The organism is Sphingobacterium daejeonense, from assembly GCF_901472535.1.
Classification (GTDB): domain Bacteria; phylum Bacteroidota; class Bacteroidia; order Sphingobacteriales; family Sphingobacteriaceae; genus Sphingobacterium; species Sphingobacterium daejeonense.
The window spans coordinates 555,298-579,356 of the sequence record NZ_LR590470.1 but is presented as its reverse complement, the minus strand read 5'-3'; the positions used below and the strand labels follow the sequence as shown (position 1 = coordinate 579,356).

The following is a 24,059-nucleotide window of genomic DNA, read 5'->3' as shown; positions in this document are numbered from 1 at the left end:
ACCCATAAACATGTTGATCTAAAGGATTTGGGGAATCTGGTAATATGCAATGAGGAGTTGGATAGTCGCCTTATTAACCTTAAAAAACAATTTAGACATTCCTGAGATATTCTACATTGGTACATGCAACCGTGTGGAGTTTGTTTTTTATGGTTCGCACGAATTGAACGATGATTTTGTGGTGCAGTTCTTGGACAGCATGAATTTCTGCGTTCCTGCAGAGCGTATGCAATGTTATTTAGGTCAGGTCAACAGATATTCTGGTCTAGATGCGTTGAATCACCTATTCCGCACTTCCTGTTCGATGGAAAGTTTGGTTGTGGGTGAAAAAGAAATTTTGGCACAGATCCGTCGCGCTTACGATCGTTGTAAAGCTGCGGGATTCACAGGAGATTTCTTGCGTTTGATGATGGACCGTTTGGTTAAGACTGCAAAAGAGGTTTATACATACACCAATATTTCTCGCAATCCCATTTCGGTAGTCTCTTTAGCATACCGTAAACTGCGCGAAGTTAAATTACAGGAAAACCCTAGAATCCTGGTTATTGGTTCAGGTGAGACCAACCAAAACTTAGCAAAATACCTTAAAAAGCATAAATACAGCAACTTCACGATATTCAACAGGACCGTTGCTAATGCTCAGCCGTTGGCAGAAGAGCTGCAAGCCCAAGTTTATCCGTTGAGTGAACTGAAGAATTACAAAAAAGGCTTTGATGTGATGATTACCTGCACTGGTGCACCTGAAGCCATTATCCACGAAGATCTATATGAATCTTTGTTAAATGGTGAGGATGACAAAAAAAGTAATTGTTGACTTAGCTATTCCCAACGACATCGATGCAGCAGTAATTGCGAAACACCCAATTCATTACATTGAGGTTAGCAGTTTGCAGCAAATTGCAGAGAAAAACATTCAAGAGCGATATTCAGAGCTTGAAAATGCTGAAAAAATCATCGAGCAGAACATCAAGGAATTCTTGCCTATTTTGAAGCAGCGTCGTGTTGAGGTTGCGATGAAGGAAGTTCCTGAAAAGATCAAAGAGATTAAAGCAATGGCATTGTCCGAGGTTTTTGCGAATGAGGTTGAACAATTGGATCCTGCAGCTCGCGAAGTGTTGAACAAAGTCATTAACTATTATGGAGAAGAAATACATCAAAGTTCCTATGGTTATGGCGAAGGAGATCTTGGTAAAATCTGCCGAATCTGAAAGCAATTAATATTAAATTTTCTTAAAATATTACCGATTCCGGGTTTAAAATTCAGAATTAAAAGGCTATTTCTGTAAATTTGCCTGCGTAATATTCATTTGTAAATCTTTGAACGTGAACAGAAAACTAATTATCGGTACCCGTGGCAGTGAGTTAGCCCTATGGCAAGCAAATTTTGTAAAGGACCGATTAGCTGAAATATCAGTAGAAGCCGAACTGAAAATTATTAAAACCCAAGGGGACATTATCCAACATCTCCGACTTGACAAACTAGAAGGCAAGGGTTTTTTTACCAAAGAATTGGAAGAAGAGTTGTTGTCTGGTCAAATTGACTTAGCGGTTCACTCTCATAAGGACCTCCCTACAGTAAATCCTCCAGGATTAATTATTGCAGCAGTTTCTGACCGTGAAGATCCTTCTGAATTATTGATTATCCACAAAGATTGCGTGGATATCACCAAAAGACTTTCATTAAAACACAATGCAACGGTTGGTACATCATCCAACAGAAGAAAAGCTCAACTATTATCACTTCGTACCGATTTAGAATTTGAGGACCTTCGCGGTAACCTTCAAACACGTGTTCAGAAATTACGTGATGAGAAGTATGATGCTATTGTATTAGCAAAAGCAGGGATTGCAAGGATCAACATGGACCTTTCAGACTTCCATTTGGAAGAGATCCCTCCGGTTGAAATAATTCCAGCGCCAGCACAAGGGGTATTAGCTATTCAAATCCGTGAGTCAGACAAGGAACTATTTGACATCTTACAAAAGATCCATGATCCGGAGGTTGCCCAAGCGATCTCGGTGGAAAGAAAAGTTTTGAATTTATTTGATGGTGGCTGCCATGCTCCGCTTGGAAGTTATTGTCGCAAAAAGGATGGGGTTTACCAATCATGGACCTCCATCGCTGATACCAATGAGGATTTTCCAGACCGCGTATTCTTACAGTCGGAAACAACGGAAGGAATGGCAGAAAAGATTTTCTCAAAGTTCCAAAAAGACAGAAAATTACCATCATCTGTTTTTATCACTCGTGATCTTGCTGAAAATTCATACCTAGCAAGATTCTTGAAGAAACACAATATCCAAGTGGATGACCGCTCTTTAATACGCATCTTCCCTACCATAAATAAATTGGATTCATTTATTCTGAAGCGTGCTGATTGGATATTCTTTAATTCAAAAAATGCTATTGAGCATTTCTTTAAATTGGAACCTTGGATCTTGAAGAAGACAAAAATCGCTGTTTTAGGAAGAGGATCGGAAGATAGTTTACGAAAATACAATCGTGTTGCAGATTTTTCTGGGGACAATTTAGGTATTGACACAGAAGGAATAGCGAAGGAATTTGCCAAATTAGTAGATGGCCAAACCGTCCTAATTCCTAGAGCGGAGGGTTCTTTACAGACTATCCAAAAAGCTTTAACGGAAAACACAAAGGTCATCGATATGCCGATATACGAGACGGTAATTGAAGAAGAAGTCAACAAAACGAATGCACAAGTGATGATTTTCACGAGTCCTAGTAATGTTGAGGCTTATTTTAGGGAGAACCTAGCGGATCCTGACCAAAAGATCATTTGTATCGGGCATTCAACTGCCAAGGTCATTGAAGCCCTAGGATTAAAATATACGCTTCCTTATACTCCAGACGAAATCGGACTTGCAGAAGCCATATTCGGATTAGATTATTAATATTATACATATAGCAAAGGGGGAATTATCCCCCTTCGTTCTTACATAAATTATAAAAACATGTTACACCGTCCTAGAAGAAACAGGAAATCAGCAGTAGTTCGTGATATGATTCAAGAGAATCATGTTTTTGCTGCAAACTTGATTTTTCCATTGTTTATTGTAGATGGAGAAAATCAAAAAGTTGAAGTATCCTCCATGCCTGGTATTTACCGTTATTCTGTTGACAATTTACTTCGTGAAGTAGAGAGCTGTATGAATATTGGCTTGCAGGCCTTTGACTTATTCCCAGCAGTAGAAGAGTCTTTGAAAGACAAATATGCTACCGAAAGCTACCGTAAAGGCACATTATATTTGCGCGCTATAGAAGCTGTGAAAAAACACTTCCCTGAGGCATGTGTAGTTACAGATGTTGCTATGGATCCATACAGCTCTGATGGCCATGATGGTATCGTTGAGAACGGGGAAATATTAAATGATGAAACTTTGGAGGTATTAGGCAAAATGGCCTTGGCCCACGCAGAAAGTGGTGCTGATATTATCGCTCCTTCAGATATGATGGATGGAAGAATCGGTTACTTACGCAATATCCTTGATGAAAATGGATTCAGCAATGTTTCGCTAATGTCTTACACTGCAAAATATGCCTCTGCATTTTATGGTCCATTCCGTGATGCATTGGGTTCAGCACCTAAAAAAGGGGACAAAAAAACGTACCAGATGAATCCAGCGAACAGTAAAGAGGCATTGATCGAGGCACAGTTGGACACCCAAGAAGGTGCAGACTTCTTAATGGTTAAACCAGGACTACCATATCTTGACGTCATCAGATTATTGGCAGATAATTTTGACCTGCCAATCGCTGCCTACAACGTTTCGGGAGAATATGCTATGCTGAAGGCAGCTATCGCCAATGGTTGGTTAAGTGAGCAAGTTATATTGGAAACGTTGATGAGTTTCAAAAGAGCAGGTGCAACATCCATCTTGACTTATCATGCTAAAGAAGTTATTGAAAAAGGCTGGGTAAAATAGACCATAAGTCAATTATTTGGCTATTTTTGTAAGCCTCTTAGGCGACCATTAAATATTATTTTCTACAAAATGGAACATACACGAATAAAAGAATTATTAAAATCAGAGGATTTCGGAAAGGAAGTTATCGTTAAGGGTTGGGTTCGTACCTTCCGTAACAATCAATTTATAGCTATCAATGACGGGTCTTCAAATCAATAATATTCAAGCAGTCATTGATTTTGAAAACACTCCTGATGATATTTTGAAAAGAATAACAACTGGAGCTGCTGTCCGTGTTAAAGGTAATTTAGTAGAATCACTTGGAAAGGGTCAAAAAGTAGAAGTAAAGGCTACGGAGGTTTCCATTATCGGAGATTCTGACCCTGAGAAGTTTCCATTGCAGCCAAAGAAGCACAGCTTAGAGTTCTTACGTGAAATTGCACACTTGCGTTTCCGTACAGGAACGTTCAATGCTATTTTCAAGGTTCGCAATGCATTGGCGTTTGCTGTAAACAAGTTTTTCAATGAGCGCGACTTTGTTTATATGCATACCCCTATCATTACGGGTTCTGATGCTGAAGGTGCTGGTGAAATGTTCCGAGTAACCACCTTGGATCTGAATAATGTTCCTCGTACTGAGAGTGGAGAAATCGACTTCAAAGAGGATTTCTTCGGCAAGTCGACAAACTTAACTGTATCAGGACAATTGGAGGGTGAGTTAGCTGCATTAGCTTTCGGAAACATCTATACTTTCGGCCCTACTTTTAGAGCTGAGAACTCCAATACTACACGTCACTTGGCGGAATTTTGGATGATAGAACCAGAAATGGCTTTCTATGAGCTTGAGGAGAACATGGATTTGGCAGAAGACCTGTTGAAATACGTTATTCGCTATGCTTTGGACACTTGTCCTGAAGAAATCGAGTTCTTGAAAAACCGCCTATTGGAAGAGGAAAAATCAAAACCTCAAGCAGAACGATCAGAGTTGAACCTGATTGAGAAATTGAATTTTGTAATCGACAATAACTTCGAAAGAGTTACTTATACGGAGGCTATAGATATCTTGATGAAAAGCAAGCCTAATCAAAAGAAACAATTCAAATATTTGATCGAAGGTTGGGGTGCTGACCTACAGTCAGAACATGAACGCTTCTTAGTTGAAAAGCACTTCAAAAAACCTGTTATCTTAACAGATTACCCTAGAGAGATCAAATCTTTCTATATGAAACAGAACCCAGTAGATGAGAACGGCAGACAAACGGTTCGCGCTATGGACATTCTTTTCCCTGGTATTGGTGAAATGGTGGGTGGTTCACAACGTGAAGAGAACCTTGAAAAATTAGTAACGAGGATGGGTGAAGTTGGTATCCCGACGGAAGAAATGGAATGGTTCCTAGATACACGTCGATTTGGATCTGTCCCTCACTCGGGCTTTGGAGTTGGTTTTGAACGTTTGGTACTGTTCACGACAGGAATGACCAATATACGTGACGTGATTCCTTTCCCTAGGACTCCAAACAACGCAGAGTTTTAATAAAAACAAAATATTTAAAAACCGTCAAAACAAACTTTATTTTGGCGGTTTTTGTTTAAGTAATATTGAACAAGAAAATAAAATAGGCATATGCTATTAAAAATTTATAATGACAACCCGAATCCTAAGGCTATCGAAGAAGCTGTTGAGGTTTTGAAGAAAGGTGGAGTAATCATTTACCCGACAGATACCGTATATGGAATGGGCTGTGATATTACAAATCAAAAGGCAATAGAGCGTGTGTATGCCATTAGAGGGTTGAAGCCAGACAAAGCGAACTTATCCTTTATCTGTTATGATCTAACGGATATTTCGCAATACACAAAACCATTTGACACTGCAGTATTCAGGGTTTTGAAGAAAGCATTGCCTGGACCTTTCACTTTTATTTTCAATGCCAGTTCTCAAGTTCCCAAACTACTGTCTTCAAAAAAGAAAACTGTAGGTATCCGGGTTCCTGACAACAATATTGTCCGAGAAATAGTAAAGGAATTGGGCAATCCTATTGTTACAACTTCCATTCATGACGAGGATGAAATCATTGAATACTCCACAGACCCTGAACTAATCTATGAGAAATATGAGGACAAGGTAGACTTAGTAATCGATGGTGGCTATGGTGACAATGTAGCTTCTACTGTTGTAGACCTTACTTCTGGTGACTTTGAAGTTATCCGTGAAGGAAAAGGAGATCTAGACCAATACCTATAGTCTAGACTCTAACCTATCTTTTAGAGCTGCATTGAAGATTTCGAAACCTTTTTTTGTATTGCCATGGATCATTTTTTTAAAGAATGGAACTAATATTCCCGAAAACATTTCTCCTTGAATTAAAATGGTCTCACTATCTGAAATAGGTTTTAAGATAAAATAATGCTCCCCATCGAATATTCCATTCATCAATAGGCTCCCTTTCCATCTCAATTCCTTATTTGAATCAATCTTTAAAAAAACAGGATTCATTTTCATGCTAGTTTCTCCAGGTTGGCTCAACAACACCTTAGTTCTTTCACCGACAGTTGGATTTCCATAAAACTCTTTAATGGTCGGACTCCACATTGGGTAAGCATTAAAATCCACTAATACCTTCCATACGGCTGCTGCTGGTGCATTTATAATTATCTGTGATTCTATTAGTTCTTTCATATATCAAAGGTATATTGACAGAAGCTAGAACCACTTGACATTTGTCAAGAAGATAATTTATTTCGGATTCTGCTCAATGTTTCTGGGCTCATTCCCAACACGGATGCAATATATTGTAGTGGAACTTGGTTGAAGAGAAATTTGTTGTTCTCGAAATATTTTAGATAGCGTTCTTCTGCAGACAATGCAATAAAATCAAATACACGTTGTTCTAACACCATAAAACATTTGGCAATAAATCTCTTTTTCAAGGACATTCCAGTTTGGGATCTGATCCTGTATTTCCAAATAATCAGATTTATTTAATGTCCAAATTTTAGCTGGAGTCAGTGCTTCAATGGACCAATTTGCAGAAGCATCAAAAAAGAAAGAGGCCAAGTCTGTAATAAAATATCCTTCCCCTCCCAGCCATTGTGTTACTTCTTTGGATTCTGTAAACTTATATACTCGGAAAACACCTGACTCAATAAAGCTCAAGCAGTTGCAAGACTTCCCTTCTATTAAGAAAGATTCATTCTTGTTCAATACCTCTGGAACAAACTTCGAAATAATTAATTCAGCTTGGTCATCTGAGACCTCGAACATTTGGAATAACTGCTGTTTAAAGTTCATGAACATCAGGTTTAAGAACAGTTTGCCTTCTTCTTTGATAAATATAAGCAACATTAAAAATAATAACTGCCAAAAATATTAAGGCAAAAGCGAAGATTTGTGGCAAATTAATTGGTTCCTTATAATATAGAATTGCTAGAAAGAAACTGATTATTGGATTGATATATAACAATATCCCGACCACTGAAGAGTCTAAACCTTTCAAGGCATAAATATTCAAGAACAATGGAATAATGGTATAAGCAATGGCAATAACTAATATTAAGACATAAAATTGATCTGTTTTGGGAACTGATGTATCAATAACAGATAAAATGGGCAATAAGATAATAGTTGCCACAATTATATGAATGGTCAAAGTAAAGAACTTATCAATTTTGAATTTATTCTTTTGCAAAACTAAGTAAGCGGCGTATGATAGGGCAATAATAAAACTATAAAATAAGTCAATAAAGTGTCCATAAGCCATGATCAAACAGGCGACAACACTAAGGCCAACTGCTAACCATTGCCCCTTATTCAGTCGCTCATTTAAGAATATACTTGCTAGTACCGTTGTTAGAATTGGACAAATGAGATAAGCCAAAGAAGTTGCATTGACACTTACTGTATTCATTACATAGATAAATAGAAACCAATTCATCCCAAGCAGCAGAGCACTGGCAAAAATATTTACGGCAAGTTGGATTCTTTCCTTGTTGGAAGTTGACCTGAGGTACTTAATACTGGCAAAAGTTTGTTTTCTTCTGAAGAGGAAACATGCCAAAAAAATACAAACTGAGGCAAAGAGTACGCGATGGATAAGAATGTCAAGAGCACCGTAGGCAGCGAGAGGTTTTAACACCAGGGCAAATGTTCCCCAAATGATAAACCCTACCATTGCAGAAAGGTAGTATTTCATAAGGCTGTAAGAATAAAAGAACTATAGTATCACAAACTCTTCTATTACCACCTTACCAACGTATTCATTCACACGTCCAATTATTTGTCTACGCATCATAGCGAGTTCATTTTTAATGACTGCAGACTCTACACGAACAAATAATTTTTTATCCTTAATATAGATTTGTTGGGTTCGGTTGGCAATTGCAGGTCCAATCAGTTCAGGCCAAGCAGTAAGAATAGATGTTTCATCAAACTTTCGTCTAAGTCTATAGACATCCAATAATTTCTCCATTGCTTGTTTGATGGTTACATCGTCACTTCTCCTAAATGCATCATCATTATACTTCGCCATTTACCTGACCTCCTTGTATGTCAAATATACGAATTGGTTTTCCTATTTCTTGAAAAATTCTCCTAATCCTAATGGAGTCCGTATCAGTAAGGAAGATCTGTCCAAATTCATCTTCAGAAACTAGCTGCATTAATTTTTTAGTTCTTTGATCATCCAATTTATCAAAGATATCATCCAGCAATAACAGGGGTTTGAATTGCTTTCTATTTTTCAGAAACGCATACTGCGCCAATTTCAGAGCAATAAGAAAAGATTTTTGTTGACCCTGCGATCCAAATTTCTTTAATGGCATCCCATCATGAATAGAAAACTGTAAATCATCCTTATGAATCCCAACTGTTGTCCTTTCAAGGGTCCTATCTTTTTCTAGGCTTCTATTCAATAGCTCTAAAAAATCTTGGTTTTGGAGTTGAGATTCATAAACAAGATTTACCTGCTCGACATCATCGGACAGAAATTGGTAATAACGTCGAAATTCAGGAAGAAATTCTTCCATAAACTTTTGCCTTCTCTCGAAGATTCTTTCCCCGGCTTCTACCAATTGAAGGTTCAACACCTCCAACAGGCCTTTGGTCAAATACTCCAGTCTCCCGGATATTTTTTAATACCGTATTTCTATGAAGGAGAAGGCGATTATACGCTATAAGGATGTCCAGATATTGATTATCAGTTTGGGAAATCACGTTATCAACAAATTTCCGACGTTCTTCACTCCCATCCATTATGATAAAGGTATCATTAGGTGAGATCATAACAAGTGGAAATTGTCCAATATGATCTGCCAATCTTCCGTATTCTTTTTTGTTCTTTTTAAAATTGTTTTCTTCTGATTTCTCTTTATGCTACAGGATACAGCATCTTGGATCAGCTCTTTGTCGAATTGACCTTGAACCATAAACCAATCCTCTCCTTTTTTTGATATGCTGAGAATCGATGGGATTAAAATACGATTTACATAAGGAAAGGTAATGGATGGCATCCCAATAGATTAGTCTTTCCGGAACCATTCTGCCCGGTAAAGGCATTAGTTTTCTGGGAGGAAATCTAAAGAAGAATCTGTATAGTTCTTGAAATTTAATACGGATAGATGTTTCAGCCACATAGCAAGGCAAAGATATGCTTTTTCGTTGGGCTAAGCTTTATTTTACTTCTTCAAAATCAATAAACTCACCAGCTGTTTCTGTTCCTTTTCTTTTGTTCTCCTGTTTTGGTGGAGTATATTCTACTCGTACTTTTTCCATCAGGGCGATGCTGTTGTTGTTTGAACTGCGAAAAAGGATCATTATAATTTTGTTGGTTTGTTCTTTGATTCCCAAATTGACCTTGTGCACCCCCCAAACAATCTTCTCAGCCATTTTCTTCATAAAGAAAGGCATAAGTAGGCGCATACCTATTTTGAAAATGTAATAAAATACTACTACTGATATAAGGAAATATATAAATGTCATTTCAATTGCTTTTTACCAAATTTAACAAATAAAAGAAAGCAAAGTTTAGTCGATTGTCAAGAAAATCTCAGTTAACATTTTTTTACTTTTCGTTTTTGGCTTTTTCGACTGCCTGCACGAGCTGGGCAGGATGCTGAGAACCAATTACATAAACAAGTCCATCCTTGTCGGTCAACCATAATGCTTCCTTGCCACCGGAAATAGAATCTAATTTTTCCATTCTTATTGAAGATTATAAACCGGGTTGTTAAAAAAGAAATTGGAGTATCTCTTCTTTTCGATATGCTTGATAGAGTTTAAGTCGATTTTCACTAAACTCGTTGTCCATAGACCACTTAAAATAACATTGGGTTTTTGTCACTGTTGTCCTATAGCTTACCATATACAACATGATAATAGAAACTAGCAATATGCCTACTCCGACTATAAAAAACAATTGTTGAGAAACGACATGCTCCCAGTTAATGTAATAAGCAACAAAGCAGAACAAGGCTAAGATTAATCTTACACTGATCCAAGTCCAGTCTCTACCTAGGTATTGTTTTTCCTGAAATAAGATTTGTTCGTCCATATTTGCTATTTATACACTAAAGTAAGTACTTTCTTTGTATTTTCTGTCACTTTATAGCGATTATCTAACCTCATACCAACAATCCAGATTACTTCATCATTAGCATTGACCAAAATCGGCACCGCATCTTTCTCAAATCGATTCAATTTGTGTTGGATGAAAAAATCACTTATTTTTTTTGACCCCTCCATACCCAATGGTTTAAAGCTATCTCCTATTTTCCATGGCCTTAATACCAAAGGGAATACCAATTTGTCAAAGTCAACTTTTGCGGAAAATTTTTCAGGTTTTAATTCTGCATTCTTTTTCTTCATTCATGCTAAAGGATTTAGAACCCAGATTTACAAACAGTGTTTATGTTATCAAATCGTTATTTCGGTGAATTCATTTTTACCTTTTCCTGTAGGATTAAGTATGGATCTGTCAAGCAATTAATTTGTGGGTATCGGATTCGAATACCTGTCCCATTGGATTGTCAATAACAGAACTCAGATCCTCTAAGACATTCCTCTGAAATTGATAAGGCTTGAATAGTTCAAATAATAAGTAATGATCTTCAATATATGGCTTGATTAGAGTCCAACATTAATTTTTACAGTGCCCTCATCTTCTAAGAATAAGGACTTCCTGATTGCATCTACTTGCTTTTTAATAAACTGATGACTTTCATTGAAATGTTGGATATTCTGTTCTAGGACCGATTCGAAATCGGGTTGTATTTCCTTAAATTTTGGAATTATACTCTAATCGAATTTTGTTTCGAGCATATTTTGTAGAGAAATTGGATTGATCATCTCCTATATTGGCACATTTAATTTAGCAACCTCCTTAGCGATTTCTTCTGAATTTAGAAATAGTAAAGGTCTGATCAAATTACCGCGTCTGGGCTGAATCCCTGTCAAACCTTGGATTCCGGTTGATCTCGTCAAATTAAGGAGCATTGTTTCTAAATGGTCATTAGCATGTTGGGCGATAGCAATGACATCACAATGCTGATTACTTCTTAACTCTTCAAACCAGTCATATCGCAACTCTCTTGCTGCCATTTGAATGGATACTTTATTTTTTGGTCGCAAACTTCTCTGTTTCAAATCTTTTAACGATCACTGGAAATTCCCAATTCACTGGCATACTGCCGTACCAATTCTTCGTCCTTATCAGATTCTTGATCTCTTAATTGGAAATTGCAATGAGCGATGATGCAAACTCTGCTCCATATCATGAAACAACCTGGCCATCAACATAGAATCCTTTCCTCCGCTAACGGCCAAAAGGACTTTGTTTTCTTTAGCAAAAAGCTGTTTATTTTCGATGTAGTGCTTTAATCTATCCAGAATTGACATAGTCCAAAATTACAGATTATAATAATCTTAAGTCAGAGGCATTAAAATTTATTGTTTAACAAATTTTTGCTAATTAATTCTATATTTTTGCGCTTGTGAGATACTTATTGTTATTATTAATAAGCATGATATGCTTGTCTACCTATGGACAAGATGAGTTTACTCCCGTTGAATCAGCGGATAATGCCCCTATGCGTTTGGTATCTTCATCTAGCAGTAGATTTATCGATCAAAAGATTTTAAGAAGTTATAATGCTGTGTATGAGCACAAAGGTTCTACCTTGGCCGCAGATAGTGGTGATTTGTATAAAGATGAAGCTGGAAATGAGTTCTTTGAAGCTCATGGTCACATTGTTATCACACAACCATCAGGTACTGTAATCCAAGGCACTCACCTACACTACAATGCATCTACACAACATGCTATTTTAACAAAGAACGTCAAAATGGTAGATAATCAAAGTACGCTCACTACGAACTACCTTACCTATAACTTGCGGAGCCAACAGGGTACTTATACTGGGGGGCGGAAGAATTATTGGACAAGGCGACACCATTACTTCGCAAAAAGCTTATTATTTCGAGACTACCAAGGATGCCTATTTTAACAATAAAGTAGTCGTCAGGAATGTCAATACGATTATCTATACGGATACAATGCAGTATAATACCATGTATAGAGATGCATTCTTTTTTGGACCAACCACAATAAATGGTCGTGGAGGTGAAAAGCTTTATACTGAAAAGGGAACTTATAATACGGGAATTTGGGGTTGCGAAATTCAACAAAAACAACTTATATACAGAAGGAAGCCGATTCTTAAAAGGTGATAGTCTATTCTATGATCGAAACAAAGGAATTGGTGAGGCTTTTAGAAATGTAATTTTCGTGGACACATTGGATAAATTCTATGCCAGTGGAGAATATGGAAAATATTTGGAAGCAGATCAGTCTATTCTAATGACTGATAAACCCTTAATCAAATATGTTGTTCAGACAGATTCCACCGATAATAGCCAAGACAGTGTACAAGTAGACACTGTGAATAGAGAACAACTCAGTAGGCGCGAATTGCGAAGAATTGAAAAGGCTGAAGAAAAGGAACGGAAGGAAGCTGAAAAAATAGAAAAAGAAAAGCTTAAGGAACAACAGCTTGCTGGAATTAAACCAGCAGATGCTGATAGTTTAGTCGCTCCTCCACCTATACAGAAAACAACGAAAGTTGATACGGCATACATGACTGCCGATACGTTATATTCAAAAGTGATATTTGTACGAGACTACAGGCCCTTAGACCTTAAACTAGATCGCGACGGTGGTCAGCTAGAGGATACAACTGAGGTCGATTATGGTGATACTGAAGAAGTAGAGTTATTTGGCACAGATGATTCAACAGCAGTGGCAGATTCTACTGCGAGCCCATTGAAGAAATTGGAATCTGCGTCGAAGGAATCCCCTGTTATAAAAACAGCTCCTAAAACCCCTGCCAAAAAGAAAGCATCAGCTCCTATTAAGCCAAAAGCTGTAGAGACAGCCACAATTCAGGAAACCACAAAGGCTGACAGCGTGCTAAGGAAAAATGCCGTAATGCCTACAGGAAGAGAACAGGACAGTTTGATCAGCAATGCCCTGAAAGTTGCACAATCAACAGACACCTTATTGAAGGATTCTACAGAAAATCTACGCTGATACTGCCAGAACAAGAATCGTAAAAGCATATTATAATGTTAGGGTTTTCAAATCTGATCTACAGGCAGTTGCTGACTCAGTGTATTTATGGCATGGTGGATTCGATGTTCAGATTTATGGGATCACCTATGATATGGTCGGATGGTTCACAAATAAATGCAGATACCATTTTTATGCAAATCAAGAATAACAAGATGGATAACGCCTTGTTAAAGAAACAATGCCATTTATGGTCAATGCAGTTTTGGATACGGTCAAATTCAATCAGTTTAAAAGGCCGAAAAATTACGGCGTTTTTTGCTAATAATAACATTGATAGACTCTATGTGGACGGGCAATGCTGAGAATTTAGTATTTAGCACTAATGAAAAGACGAATAAAATCACCGAGATGTTCCATTGAATCGAGCAAGCCGGAATCAAGATCCGCATGGATGGTAAAAAAATAAATGATTATGTTTCTATTCGCAAGGTAGACCAGAAAGTTTATCCTTTCAGATTAGTAACGCAAGAAATAGAAGTATTACCTGGTTTTCTGTGGAAACCTGAGGACCGACCGAAATCTGTAGAAGATATGCTTAATCGGAAGAGAACGAAAGGAACGACAGTTCCAGACCAGAAAAAATCCTGAAAATGGAAGCAGCACCCAAAGAACTGATGAAGAGGATTTCCAAGAAACGACAGAATCAACCTCAGAAACTAACAAGGGGACTAATACGGGTTCCAAAAACAAATGTAAAAACAGATAGTTCCAAAGTTGCTAATCCAAATAATACTATTAAGAGCAAACCGGATAGTACTATTAAAACAAAACCAGATAATACCTATCAGATTAAAGCGGACAGTACGATAAAGGTAAATCCAGACAGTGTAAGAAAGAGGGTCAATTAGATCCTTTTTTTGTTTTATTACACAACCTAATCTTTAAATCGATTTCTACTTCGAGTATAATTTATAAAGTCGAGTACTAGCTTGTCTATAATATATAATTATTAATAACAAAACTAGTACCCCATTCTTTTAATATTCCCTTAGCTTGTTTTATTATTTTTCATAAGCCATTTTTTACAATAAACATTATAAAAGCTAATTAATATCAATTGGGCCGTATTCTACTGAATATGACTTATTTATAAAAAACCTGTAGTACAGGGGTCTGTAATTTTAAGATTTACCCGGACATTTGGATCATAAGGATCAATTTGGTCGGAAACCCGTATTTTTAACCGAAGATGTCCCTTGTCCCAGATAAAATCTGGGCACCTTCTATAGCCCATAAATAAGATTCGTTTACAGAAGGATTAATTTGTAAATCATATTCATTCCTTGGGGCCATTTTGGTGCTAGTGCCTAATTGAGAACAATATATTATCCCTTGATACATCTAATCCTAAAACAATATGATAATCGTTAGTTGGATAAAGGTAATTATTATTAGTTGATCTAAGTATAATTTCTCCTGATCCTATTCCTCTACTTGTTAAAGTCCAAGAATTTGGACCTGTTTGAGAGAGGTTCGCTAAATGAGAACCTTTCCAATATCGAAATAACACCTGGATTAATTATAGAATATGTTCCTTGAGAACATATTTTTTGTGGACCAGAAATAACAGTTTTTACCGGAAAAAGATATCTTAAAGCGGTTAAATCTCCCATGAGTAAAAAGATTGTGTTGGAAAAGATTGTCCCCTAAATCCACTATGCATTACAGATGATAAATCATTTTGAGGAGTTTGTGGAATATGAACACCTCCAGATTGATTGTTCTCTGATAAATAATCAGTATGTTTTAAACCAAGACAATGACCTAATTCATGCATTAATGTATAGATTTTATTTCCTTCTGACAAAGGTCTATTATTTTAGAAAATCTAAATTAATACGTAATACTTTTCCAGGAACATATTTATGTGAAAGAAAATCTTTAGCTGGAAGTTGCGCATCAGCTAAAAGTAGAATCTGGAAGAGCATTTGCATCACTTTTTATTGTAATATTTGCATCAGAAGATAATGTGGTCAACTGTAGTCTTATATTTATATTAGCAATATTATTATATGCGGAGATAGCAGTGTTTAGAGCAGTTCTCCAATTATCTTCTACTGTGGTTGGGATTGAAGAATCCATATAAATTTTCACTGTTTTCACCGAGCTACTTATAATATTAGTTGTCCTAAAACTGACCTTTTTTAGGATTATCATTCGGTTGATTTTCAATTTCTGTTTTAGATTCTTTTGGGAAATAATAACAACCTTCAACTAAAAAACTCTCCTTTAGCTCAACAATATTTTCTCTTTTAAAACCCAATTTTATGATTTCTTTAATTTGGTTTTCAATATTTTCTTTTTCTTGATCAACTAACATCTCCTTTTGACAAGAATAAAAGAGTAATAATAAAATAGCGATGGCGCATAGCCCGCTTAAATAGGTAAGATTTTTCATAATTAAGAATATTTGGTTAAAATTTATAATTAGCTTTTGTTGATTAATTTTAATTTTAACAAAAACCGAGAAGTATTTGTTTGTTGTTTTTTATGATTCTATTATTTAAACAATAATATTTAACTCTTATAATCCGAAATGAGTTTATTGGAAAAAATTAAACTTCAACAATTTTAGATTTAGCTTTTTCTTTGGATGGATTTATTGAAGGTCCGAATGGTGAAATTGATTGGAGTAGAAAAAATAAAAAATGCCTCAATTTCTTGAGGCACTTTCATCTTATTTTTTTATATGCTTTTTTCTTATCTGATTATCCAACGGTTTAGGACATTGTGTTGACCTTCCAATATAACTTTTAAGAACTTACTATTCTTTAATTCTTTTGGAAGCGTAATCTCACCTTTCCCGTCAGCTTGATTGAACTCAGTTAGATACACATATTCATCTTTTTTCTCTACACCACTTTTATTAAAGTGATTTGTAGGAGAGACAGAAATTTTTACCTTTCCATCGTTGGCAAAACTTGTCCAAGATACTTGAAGTTTATCTTCTTCAATTTTGGCTTTTGGATGGGCAATAGATACTTCACCTACAAAAAGGCACTCCGTCAAGTTCATATAACTGTTCTTTTTCAATCTTTACATCTAAATGTCTAGCAATAGATGGCAAGATATCAACGATTTCTGGAGTATGTGCATAAAACTGCTGATTCAAGTCCTTCTTATTGGTAGAAATCCAAATCGTTCTTTCACGATCTGTTTGTCCACCGTGATTTTTTCCAGTAGCCACATCACGGCCATGATCAGTAATTACAACAAACATCCAATCCTCATTGAAATATTGTTCTCTGAATTTAATGGCTGAGAATAATTCTCCAACTTGCCTATCAGCTTTTTCAATAGCATCTATCATCCCTTCACCGTCACCATATATATGCCCTGTATTATCTGTATATTGAAGATAAACCCAGCTAAAGTCAGGTGCAAATTCCCTAAGATTTCCAGTTGCTTCCTTGACAACCTCCTCATCAATCTTACTGATATAGGTTGTCATTTTATCATGCGGAAAACGAACAGTATCTATTTCATAACCATCAAAATGAACATCAAACTTAAGATTATTGGTTTGGGGCAAACCTTCACCTACTAATTTGGTTCTATTATCCAACCAAGTAGAATATATCCCAATCTTTTTATCTGGCTGATGGTTCTTAAGAAACCTGAACATTGTCCAATAGTTATAATTTGGATCTTCCAGGTCATTGTTCCACACATTGTGTTTATTTCCCCAAGTTCCAGTAATCATACTTGTATAACAGACCGCAGAAATCGTAGGTGTCTGAGAATATCCGCCCTTCTCTCCTCCCATTGTAGCTCTAGTATACCCTCCCACTTTGCTTACAGCATCAATATTTGGTGTATTCACCCTTTCAATCATATCTGCAGGAATCCCATCAACAATAATTACAATTGCTTTTTTTACTGGATTGGTTTGCGCAAATAAATTGCTACATAAAACTGAGAAGACAATTAATAAACATAGATTTTTCATATATGAGGTTTAGTTGTTTACCAGTCAAAAATTTGTTTTAAAGAATTATTTAGGTTAACGTCATTCTGTGGAATAGGACGATAATAGTATTTAGGCTCTTCAAATTGTCCTACCTTATCTACAACATCTACAAATCCTTTATTTCCTTCACTTAAGAATACTGACACATCCTGACCAAATACCCCCACTTTATAATATCGGAGGGTAACTCCTAAACTATTTTTTTCTCTAACTTCCGGAATAGATTGATCGTGTGCAATTAACTTAATATCAGCTATCCCATCTCCAGTTACATCATGATTTCCCAGGCCACTAAAATAGATACCTTGAGGTTTTTTCTCTAATAACTTTCCAGCTTTCCATCTCATTAAATCATTGAAGCGAAAACCTTCAAATGCTAATTCAACACGGCGTTCTCTTCTTATCTCTAATATCAAGCTTTGGTTTGCACCCGAAACTTGAAAGTCTTTAGCAAGCTTAGAATCTAATGGTGGATTCAACGTCATATCAGGCATTCCCGCTCTTTTTCTTAGAAGGTTAATAGATTTGTCCAAGTCTGTTTGATTATTCAAGATACCTAATTCTGCCTTAGCTTCAGCAAAATTCAATAAAACTTCTGCATATCTATAAAGCGGAATATCAGTATTGAACCTCTTCTCCTGAACCATGGTATTCAAGAATCCCTTGATTTGATGATATCCTGAAAAATTCTTGCTCAATTGTTGGACGTATACTCCAGGGCCTTGTGAATAAGTACTTACATATACTAATTCCCATCCAGGGGCAGCATAAGTTTGTGCTAAACGCGGATCTCTATTTTTAAATTCATCCACAAAGGAAAGTTTTTCATATGCTGAATTATTGGTAAATGGAGTACCATCCTTCATTAAATAGCTCTGAACTAGATCCCTTAATGGGTAGTATTCATAATTCCCGAACATTCCTGGCCAATCTGATCTATTGATAATGTTATTTGCGTAGAACCGTCCAAGAATCACCTCCTTATTAGTCTCCAAGGTTTCGCTATTGTACAAAGATGCATAATCAGACTCCACATTTCCTGTGTTATGAATGGAATAACCACCTTTATTCATAATGTCTTCTGCTTGTTTATAAGCTACTTCCAAAAATGTATTCGCGGTGTTCTGCAAATTCAGGTAAGAGTGATATTTCCTATAAGTACCTTCATATAACGCAAATCGACTATAATCTTGAGCAATTACCCACTTATTTACCTTTCCAGGCACCTTTACCTCTTCAACATTCTCAACAGCGAATTTAAAGTCCTCCATGATCTTATCGACAACTGTAGTTCTTGGGTCACGTTTGCCCATGAGGGTTGCTTCATCCGATACATCTACTACTTTATCAACCCAAGGTACATCTGAAAAGCGTTGAACCTTGTCTACATAGAATTTAGCACGGAAATATCTTGCTAAACCTTCGTAATGTTTCAGTTTCTGTTCAGAAATTTTTGCATTGGACAGATTCGCCAACATGAAATTAATATCTCTTAAGTCTCCCCAAGTCCAACCGCCATTCACTGTAGCCGCACTGACATTTCCCAACATGATATTCTTGATTTCTTTATTGCCTGTTGTACTTGCATTGTCAGTAGTTGCATCAGATTCATAAAAACCATTGTCTTGAAATCTATATAGATTTAGGACATACATTTCTAAGTCGGATTCACTTTTGAAGAAATTTTCTTTTTGAACAGTTGTTTCAGGCATTCTGTCCAAATAATCATCATTACAAGCTCCCAGTGAAAATAAGGAAATTGATAATATTCCAAGTTTTATATACTGTTTCATTGTTTTAAAAATTTAACTGTAGACCTGCTGAAAAACTTCGTTGAAATGGATACATTACTCCATTACCCTCACGTCTTCTTGTTTTGTTAGGATCGGTATAGGTATTAATGTTTAACACCTCAGGATCGAAATAACGTTTCACGGCAGACCATTCCATCAAGTTTTCTGCACTTACATAAATTCTGAAGTTTTTCACTTTCGCTTTTTCAACCCAGGAATTTGGAAGGGTATAACCGATGGTCAAGTTTTTGAATCGTAAGTATGCTGCATTCAAAAGATACCTTGTCTGCGGAATTGCAGCCCCTTGAGATTGATCCACTCTAGTTCCTAAGTTCAAATCTGCAAGCCAAGATTGTAAAATAGGATATTTAGCGTCTAGGTTTTGATCTGCCAAGCCAAGTGCCAAGTATGAAGCTGAATGTTTTGCCCTATCAGCTTCAGAATCACTTGTAGGTCGATAGAAATCCAATAAGTGCGTGTAGATATTTCCATATGGTTGTTGGTAAACACCCCAATAAAGGTAATCTAAAGGATAGTAATCCCTTTTACCTATTCCTTGGAAGAATGCTCTGATATCAAATCCTTTCCAACTAGCATTCATATCCAACCCGAAATTAAATCGTGGAGTTGAATTTCCAATCACTTTAAGGTCTTTGGTATTTCCGAGTTCATAACCTTTTTCAATCTTGCCATTTTTATCTTGGTCAACAAATTTTGGCCAACCCGGAACTATAGACAATGCGCCCCAAGGAATTATTGACGTTTGATCCAGTTTACTGATTTCTTCGGCATCCTTGAACAACCCATCACTTTCAAGCCCCCATATTTCACCCATTCTCATTCCTTCATAGAATTGGGTTATTCTTTTGTTTGGGTTGTCAAATTTGGTGATTTTTTGAATAAGAGTCAGACAACATAAATCGCGCTCCAAAGTTCAACATAGAGCCTGAAATTTCTTTTGAGTCATTATAGCTCAAACTTAATTCCCAACCATTGGTTGCCAAGTCGGCAGCATTTTCATTTGGCTCCTGAACACCTAAAATCTTAGGTAATTCTCGGCCATAAGTCAACATGCCCAATGTATTCCTACGATAAATATCAAATGAACCGCTCAGTTTATTTTGAAGAATACCAAAATCAAAACCTAAGTTATAGGTCCTTACTTTTTCCCATGTATAATTATTGGAAACCAACCCAGGGGATTTGATGGAAGGAGTTAATTTTCCATCAATCAAGTAACCAGAAATATAAGGTTGCATTGTTGGGAAATAACCAAAGTTTGTAACAGATTGGTTGCCGAGGTCACCATATGAGGCTCTAATCTTAAACTGACTTAACCAATTAACTTCTGAAAGGAAATTTTCTTTGTTTAATAACCAAGCCACTGATCCAGAAGGGAAAAATCCGAATCGGCTATCTTTAGGGAACCTAGAAGAGCCATCATAACGACCATTGAATTCAACGATATACTTATCATCGTAAATATAGTTTAAGCGGTAGAATGCACCTCTTAATGCATATTTATCAATTCTTTCACCAACATCTGAAGCACCTGTAGCCAAGGCAATGGTTGGGAAAAGATCGGAAATCAAACCTTTTTTCTCAGCATGATATTTCTCTTCTCGGAAGTCTTCTTGGTTGAAACCTAAAACAGCTGTTACTTGATGCTTATCAAAAGTTTGATTATATGTACCGAAGATATTGTAAATGTTATAATAAGAAAATCCAGCTTGCCTATATGCATTTGATTCTCCTTCTTCCCCTAATATCATCAGGTCCATAACCAATCTTATATTTTGTAGTATACCAATTGTAATTAATAGAATTTCTTTGGAAGGTATAATCTGCATTAATTCTGAATTTATTGTCAAACAATCTCAATTCAGCATTAAATGTTGATTGAAGGTCTTGAAATTTCGTTCTACTTTGACCACCATCAACCATTTTTGCAGCAATTCTTCCTGCTCCAACATTTCTTTGGACATCAGAATACGCCCAAGATCCATCCGGGTTTTTTCAGCACACTAGTAGGAAACACATGGAATATCTCCGACATTTCAACTTGAGACGGTGTCACTCGTTCATTCAGCCCCAAGATAGTATTGTTGCCAACAGAAATATAATCATTGATTCTGTAATTCACCTTAGAACGCACATTATAACGGTCGAAATAATCGTCAGCAATTTTTATTGGAGAGTTTTGTCTATTGTAGCCTGAACTTAGGTAATAACTCACTTTATCACTGGATCCAGAAATGGAAATATCATGATTGCTTGAGTTGTTCCAATCTGACATAAAAATAGCGTGTCCAATCTCTATTTCCCATATATTCCCATTGCTTTGGATTACTAGGGTCAACCCTAACATCTGGTAAATTAGGATTGTCAGACCTTTCTTTAGCATATTGATAATATTGCTCAGAGAAGTTCACATTATCCCATGGAGTATTATCGGTAGAGGTTTCCAACAACCATGAAAAAATATAGGGATCAGTAATTTTATCTGGAATTACAGTTGGGGTATTAAAAGTAAAGTTGTTGCTATAATTGATCTTTAAATCACCTTTACCTGATTTTGTTGTAATCAATATTACACCAAAAGAAGCCCTTGCCCCATAAATAGCTGCTGCTGAAGCATCTTTTATTACAGAAAAGGACTCGATATCCTGGGGAGCAATACGATTTAACTGTTCAGATGTAATCGGAACGTTATCGACTAAAATCAAAGGATCACCACCATTAATAGAGGTAATACCGCGAATGTTGATTTTGGCAGCTTCCCCTGGAGCGCCTGAATTGAACTGAACATTCAAGTTCGGAACCATACCTTGAAGACCTTGGCCAACATTATTTATTGGTCGACTTTCTAACTGTTTGCCGCTAATATAATCTACAGCACCAGAAAGATTTACCTTCTTCTGTGTACCATATCCAACAACAATTATTTCGTCGAGATTTGAAGAATTGGATGAAAGGACAAATTTCTCTTGTTGATCGTAAATAAAAATTTGAGAATCAAATCCCATGGAACTGATTTGAATAGATTCGCCCATTTGCATGGTTAAGGAAAAGAAACCATTTTCATCTGTTTGAGTGGATATTCCGGTTGTTAAATTCTTTACACTTGCCCCCCGGATAGGATTGGATAATTCGTCAGTAACCAAGCCCCTAATCTCTTGTAAGTTTTGGATATAGAACATATCCTTGGCATAAGAATGAGTATTGGACATTGAAAACCCGGCAAGTAAAAAAACTGATAGGAACAGTTTAGTTTTGTTAAATAATTTCATTGAATCGTGGGTTAATACTAGCGGCAAAGCTACCTTCACAGATTTAAGAAATTATTAAGAACCCAATAACTTTTGGTAACTGAATGTTTACCTAATTATTAACCAATGAGACATTATAAATACAAAATAAACTTTAAGGCAATAAAAGCACGCAAAAAGAGGTATTTTTTGGTTATTTATATTAAAAATATATTAAGCCATATAGGAAAATGGAATTTTTAACAAAAGAAAATTCAATTCAATAAGTGCTGTAAGTTACCTTATTGGTTATAATTGTTTAAAAAGTCAACTAATTTTGCAACGGCTTGCGATCTATGACTAATTTTATTCTTTTCTTCCAAACTCATCTCGGCAAAGGTCTTTTCATAGCCGTTTGGAATAAAAATCGGATCGTAACCAAATCCTTCGGTTCCTGTTCTTTCATTGATGATATGTCCTTCAACAGTGCCCTCAAAAAAATGTTGCTCACCATTAACAAATAGTGATATATTGTTTTGAAGCGAGCGCTACGGTGCGCTTTACCTTGCAGTTTTTCCAAAACTAGATCAATGTTTTTTTCCATATCTCTAGAACCAGAATATCTAGCAGAATAAACACCTGGTTCGCCATCTAAAGCTTTGATTTCTAAACCAGAATCATCACCAAAACAATTCACATTATATTTACTAACTAAATAATCGGTCTTTTGCTTAGCATTTTCCTCAAAGGTTACACCTGTCTCTGGAATGTCGTCTGTACATCCAATATCATTTAATGATTTCAAGATAAATTTATCTCCCACCATTTGTTGGACTTCCTCTAATTTATGCGCATTGTTTGTTGCAAATACCAGTTCCATAGCTAATAAATAAGCTTCAAAAATAGCATTCTATTATTTAAACAAGAAAGAAATAGGTAAAAACTAAAATCTTAGGATTGGATAAAAGATTTAAATTCTGTCCAGAAAAGTTTCTTTTTCTGAACATCGGCAAACATTTCCTCAAAACTAAATGTATTGAAGACGGTAGCTACCTTCCCATGCATATAAGAATTATGGGCGATTTCAGGTAATCTCAGGGAAGTTGGGTCTACTCCCAACAGTGTTATTTTTTTCGGATTAAAGAAACTCATAATGCGCTTCCATTCATTTGGATTGTGTGGATTTGCCAAGTTCAATATCGCCACATTTTCAGCGTTTAGCTGTAGAGCACCAATGGTTTTAAGAAATGCCTCCTCTGCCTGAGGAGAAAAGTATGGATAATCAGGATACCTAAGGATAAACAGCACACCTGTTGTTCTATCACCTTTATAAACAAACTCCTCAGCAGAGGATTCTAAATGCCCTTGCTGAGGAGTTGTAGTATTGCCAAGTGATTGTGTTTCCACAATCGGCATATTAGAATCAGGGATAGCAAATACCGTATCAGTCATTAAAGCCTGAATGGCTATTGGATTATCTGTAATTAGATTTTTGTCCAAA

33 protein-coding genes and 4 pseudogenes are annotated in these 24,059 nt (G+C 36.2%); 11 read left to right on the top strand and 26 right to left on the bottom strand.

The window, feature by feature from the left end; translation table 11 throughout:
- Window positions 1-49: 49 nt before the first annotated feature.
- From FGL31_RS24370 to FGL31_RS02750, 6 genes and pseudogenes are all read left to right on the top strand, one after another.
- On the top strand, window positions 50-814 hold the full coding sequence (locus FGL31_RS24370; protein WP_232046214.1) for a glutamyl-tRNA reductase: 765 nt from the start codon (window positions 50-52) through the stop codon (window positions 812-814).
- Window positions 792-1,208, top strand: coding sequence for a glutamyl-tRNA reductase (locus FGL31_RS24365; protein WP_232046213.1), 417 nt, complete (start codon window positions 792-794; stop codon window positions 1,206-1,208). Before FGL31_RS24370 ends, FGL31_RS24365 begins: the two co-directional genes overlap by 23 nt.
- A gap of 115 nt (window positions 1,209-1,323) precedes the next feature.
- Window positions 1,324-2,910 (top strand): hydroxymethylbilane synthase, encoded by a 1,587-nt coding sequence (gene hemC / locus FGL31_RS02765; protein ID WP_138089629.1) that lies wholly within the window; start codon window positions 1,324-1,326, stop codon window positions 2,908-2,910.
- Window positions 2,911-2,970: 60 nt separating this feature from the next.
- A complete protein-coding gene (hemB, locus tag FGL31_RS02760; protein WP_099371929.1) occupies window positions 2,971-3,942 on the top strand; it encodes a porphobilinogen synthase in 972 nt (323 codons plus the stop codon).
- Window positions 3,943-4,011: 69 nt separating this feature from the next.
- Window positions 4,012-5,458, top strand: a pseudogene (asnS, locus tag FGL31_RS02755) (asparagine--tRNA ligase).
- 90 nt (window positions 5,459-5,548) lie between these two features.
- On the top strand, window positions 5,549-6,169 hold the full coding sequence (locus FGL31_RS02750) for an L-threonylcarbamoyladenylate synthase (protein ID WP_099371927.1): 621 nt from the start codon (window positions 5,549-5,551) through the stop codon (window positions 6,167-6,169).
- On the opposite strand, the gene FGL31_RS02745 is transcribed toward FGL31_RS02750, so the two are convergent.
- From FGL31_RS02745 to tilS (FGL31_RS30475), 12 genes and pseudogenes are all read right to left on the bottom strand, one after another.
- The gene (locus FGL31_RS02745) at window positions 6,164-6,604 is read right to left on the bottom strand and encodes an SRPBCC domain-containing protein (protein ID WP_099371926.1); all 441 of its coding nucleotides are present in this window, start codon (window positions 6,602-6,604) and stop codon (window positions 6,164-6,166) included. The genes FGL31_RS02750 and FGL31_RS02745 overlap by 6 nt on opposite strands.
- Window positions 6,605-6,648: 44 nt before the next feature.
- Window positions 6,649-6,825, bottom strand: coding sequence for a cyclic nucleotide-binding domain-containing protein (locus FGL31_RS22985; protein ID WP_197734064.1), 177 nt, complete (start codon window positions 6,823-6,825; stop codon window positions 6,649-6,651).
- Window positions 6,800-7,216 carry a Crp/Fnr family transcriptional regulator gene (locus tag FGL31_RS02740; protein WP_197734063.1) on the bottom strand — a complete coding sequence of 139 codons (417 nt, stop codon included), beginning with the start codon at window positions 7,214-7,216 and terminating at the stop codon, window positions 6,800-6,802. Before FGL31_RS02740 ends, FGL31_RS22985 begins: the two co-directional genes overlap by 26 nt.
- The gene (locus FGL31_RS02735; RefSeq protein WP_138089628.1) at window positions 7,206-8,117 is read right to left on the bottom strand and encodes an EamA family transporter; all 912 of its coding nucleotides are present in this window, start codon (window positions 8,115-8,117) and stop codon (window positions 7,206-7,208) included. The genes FGL31_RS02740 and FGL31_RS02735 overlap by 11 nt, the downstream gene beginning before the upstream one ends.
- A gap of 21 nt (window positions 8,118-8,138) precedes the next feature.
- On the bottom strand, window positions 8,139-8,453 hold the full coding sequence (locus tag FGL31_RS02730) for a DciA family protein (RefSeq protein WP_099371924.1): 315 nt from the start codon (window positions 8,451-8,453) through the stop codon (window positions 8,139-8,141).
- A pseudogene (gene recF, locus FGL31_RS02725) lies at window positions 8,440-9,555 on the bottom strand (DNA replication/repair protein RecF). The gene FGL31_RS02730 and the pseudogene recF overlap by 14 nt, the downstream one beginning before the upstream one ends.
- A 37-nt stretch (window positions 9,556-9,592) precedes the next feature.
- Entirely contained in the window at window positions 9,593-9,901 is a 309-nt protein-coding gene (locus FGL31_RS02720; RefSeq protein ID WP_138089627.1) for a hypothetical protein, read from the bottom strand.
- Window positions 9,902-9,983: 82 nt separating this feature from the next.
- The gene (locus FGL31_RS28725; protein ID WP_317130952.1) at window positions 9,984-10,121 is read right to left on the bottom strand and encodes a hypothetical protein; all 138 of its coding nucleotides are present in this window, start codon (window positions 10,119-10,121) and stop codon (window positions 9,984-9,986) included.
- Window positions 10,122-10,148: 27 nt separating this feature from the next.
- Window positions 10,149-10,472, bottom strand: a complete 324-nt coding sequence (locus FGL31_RS02715) for a hypothetical protein (RefSeq protein WP_317130951.1) — start codon at window positions 10,470-10,472, stop codon at window positions 10,149-10,151.
- 5 nt (window positions 10,473-10,477) lie between these two features.
- Window positions 10,478-10,786 (bottom strand): tRNA lysidine(34) synthetase TilS, encoded by a 309-nt coding sequence (gene tilS, locus FGL31_RS02710; protein WP_138089626.1) that lies wholly within the window; start codon window positions 10,784-10,786, stop codon window positions 10,478-10,480.
- Window positions 10,787-10,895: 109 nt separating this feature from the next.
- A complete protein-coding gene (locus tag FGL31_RS30480) occupies window positions 10,896-11,033 on the bottom strand; it encodes a hypothetical protein (RefSeq protein WP_512745617.1) in 138 nt (45 codons plus the stop codon).
- A 236-nt stretch (window positions 11,034-11,269) separates the two neighbouring features.
- Window positions 11,270-11,815, bottom strand: a pseudogene (gene tilS / locus FGL31_RS30475) (tRNA lysidine(34) synthetase TilS).
- Between the two features lie 134 nt (window positions 11,816-11,949).
- On the opposite strand from tilS (FGL31_RS30475), the gene FGL31_RS02700 reads away from it, so the two are divergent.
- The 5 genes from FGL31_RS02700 (at window position 11,950) to FGL31_RS02680 (ending at window position 14,395) form a co-directional block, all read left to right on the top strand.
- Window positions 11,950-12,423 carry an OstA-like protein gene (locus FGL31_RS02700; protein ID WP_232046212.1) on the top strand — a complete coding sequence of 158 codons (474 nt, stop codon included), beginning with the start codon at window positions 11,950-11,952 and terminating at the stop codon, window positions 12,421-12,423.
- A complete protein-coding gene (locus FGL31_RS24360) occupies window positions 12,305-12,646 on the top strand; it encodes an OstA-like protein (RefSeq protein WP_317131126.1) in 342 nt (113 codons plus the stop codon). The genes FGL31_RS02700 and FGL31_RS24360 overlap by 119 nt, the downstream gene beginning before the upstream one ends.
- Complete coding sequence (locus tag FGL31_RS02690) at window positions 12,540-13,505, top strand: hypothetical protein (protein WP_138089623.1); 966 nt, start codon at window positions 12,540-12,542, stop codon at window positions 13,503-13,505. The genes FGL31_RS24360 and FGL31_RS02690 overlap by 107 nt, the downstream gene beginning before the upstream one ends.
- Before the next feature lie 429 nt (window positions 13,506-13,934).
- Window positions 13,935-14,135 (top strand): hypothetical protein, encoded by a 201-nt coding sequence (locus FGL31_RS02685; protein ID WP_138089622.1) that lies wholly within the window; start codon window positions 13,935-13,937, stop codon window positions 14,133-14,135.
- A 2-nt stretch (window positions 14,136-14,137) separates the two neighbouring features.
- Window positions 14,138-14,395 carry a hypothetical protein gene (locus FGL31_RS02680; RefSeq protein WP_138089621.1) on the top strand — a complete coding sequence of 86 codons (258 nt, stop codon included), beginning with the start codon at window positions 14,138-14,140 and terminating at the stop codon, window positions 14,393-14,395.
- Between the two features lie 752 nt (window positions 14,396-15,147).
- Here the strand turns inward: FGL31_RS02680 and FGL31_RS27395 are convergent.
- The 14 genes and pseudogenes from FGL31_RS27395 to FGL31_RS02620 form a co-directional block, all read right to left on the bottom strand.
- Window positions 15,148-15,354: a M57 family metalloprotease gene (locus FGL31_RS27395; RefSeq protein ID WP_138089620.1), complete on the bottom strand. Its 207-nt coding sequence runs from the start codon at window positions 15,352-15,354 to the stop codon at window positions 15,148-15,150.
- Between the two features lie 92 nt (window positions 15,355-15,446).
- Window positions 15,447-15,650 carry a hypothetical protein gene (locus tag FGL31_RS27390; RefSeq protein ID WP_171017529.1) on the bottom strand — a complete coding sequence of 68 codons (204 nt, stop codon included), beginning with the start codon at window positions 15,648-15,650 and terminating at the stop codon, window positions 15,447-15,449.
- A gap of 25 nt (window positions 15,651-15,675) precedes the next feature.
- The gene (locus FGL31_RS02665) at window positions 15,676-15,945 is read right to left on the bottom strand and encodes a hypothetical protein (protein WP_138089618.1); all 270 of its coding nucleotides are present in this window, start codon (window positions 15,943-15,945) and stop codon (window positions 15,676-15,678) included.
- Between the two features lie 302 nt (window positions 15,946-16,247).
- Window positions 16,248-16,562, bottom strand: a complete 315-nt coding sequence (locus FGL31_RS22980; protein WP_197734062.1) for a hypothetical protein — start codon at window positions 16,560-16,562, stop codon at window positions 16,248-16,250.
- Entirely contained in the window at window positions 16,531-17,496 is a 966-nt protein-coding gene (locus tag FGL31_RS02655; protein WP_197734061.1) for an alkaline phosphatase family protein, read from the bottom strand. The genes FGL31_RS22980 and FGL31_RS02655 overlap by 32 nt, the downstream gene beginning before the upstream one ends.
- Window positions 17,497-17,513: 17 nt before the next feature.
- A complete protein-coding gene (locus FGL31_RS02650; protein WP_138089617.1) occupies window positions 17,514-19,310 on the bottom strand; it encodes a RagB/SusD family nutrient uptake outer membrane protein in 1,797 nt (598 codons plus the stop codon).
- Window positions 19,311-19,314: 4 nt separating this feature from the next.
- Complete coding sequence (locus tag FGL31_RS02645; protein ID WP_171017528.1) at window positions 19,315-20,145, bottom strand: SusC/RagA family TonB-linked outer membrane protein; 831 nt, start codon at window positions 20,143-20,145, stop codon at window positions 19,315-19,317.
- Window positions 20,146-20,188: 43 nt separating this feature from the next.
- Complete coding sequence (locus FGL31_RS02640) at window positions 20,189-21,160, bottom strand: TonB-dependent receptor domain-containing protein (protein ID WP_138089615.1); 972 nt, start codon at window positions 21,158-21,160, stop codon at window positions 20,189-20,191.
- A gap of 27 nt (window positions 21,161-21,187) precedes the next feature.
- Entirely contained in the window at window positions 21,188-21,316 is a 129-nt protein-coding gene (locus FGL31_RS27385) for a hypothetical protein (RefSeq protein ID WP_262709025.1), read from the bottom strand.
- Window positions 21,295-21,606 (bottom strand): hypothetical protein, encoded by a 312-nt coding sequence (locus tag FGL31_RS02635; RefSeq protein WP_138089614.1) that lies wholly within the window; start codon window positions 21,604-21,606, stop codon window positions 21,295-21,297. Before FGL31_RS02635 ends, FGL31_RS27385 begins: the two co-directional genes overlap by 22 nt.
- On the bottom strand, window positions 21,575-22,600 hold the full coding sequence (locus FGL31_RS02630; protein WP_138089613.1) for a TonB-dependent receptor plug domain-containing protein: 1,026 nt from the start codon (window positions 22,598-22,600) through the stop codon (window positions 21,575-21,577). The genes FGL31_RS02635 and FGL31_RS02630 overlap by 32 nt, the downstream gene beginning before the upstream one ends.
- A gap of 260 nt (window positions 22,601-22,860) precedes the next feature.
- Window positions 22,861-23,028 (bottom strand): non-canonical purine NTP pyrophosphatase, encoded by a 168-nt coding sequence (locus FGL31_RS30470; protein ID WP_512745616.1) that lies wholly within the window; start codon window positions 23,026-23,028, stop codon window positions 22,861-22,863.
- A 107-nt stretch (window positions 23,029-23,135) separates the two neighbouring features.
- Window positions 23,136-23,384: pseudogene (locus tag FGL31_RS30465) on the bottom strand (non-canonical purine NTP pyrophosphatase); the annotation flags it as partial.
- A 125-nt stretch (window positions 23,385-23,509) separates the two neighbouring features.
- Window positions 23,510-24,058 carry a hypothetical protein gene (locus tag FGL31_RS02620; protein WP_232046211.1) on the bottom strand — a complete coding sequence of 183 codons (549 nt, stop codon included), beginning with the start codon at window positions 24,056-24,058 and terminating at the stop codon, window positions 23,510-23,512.
- Window position 24,059 lies beyond the last annotated feature (1 nt).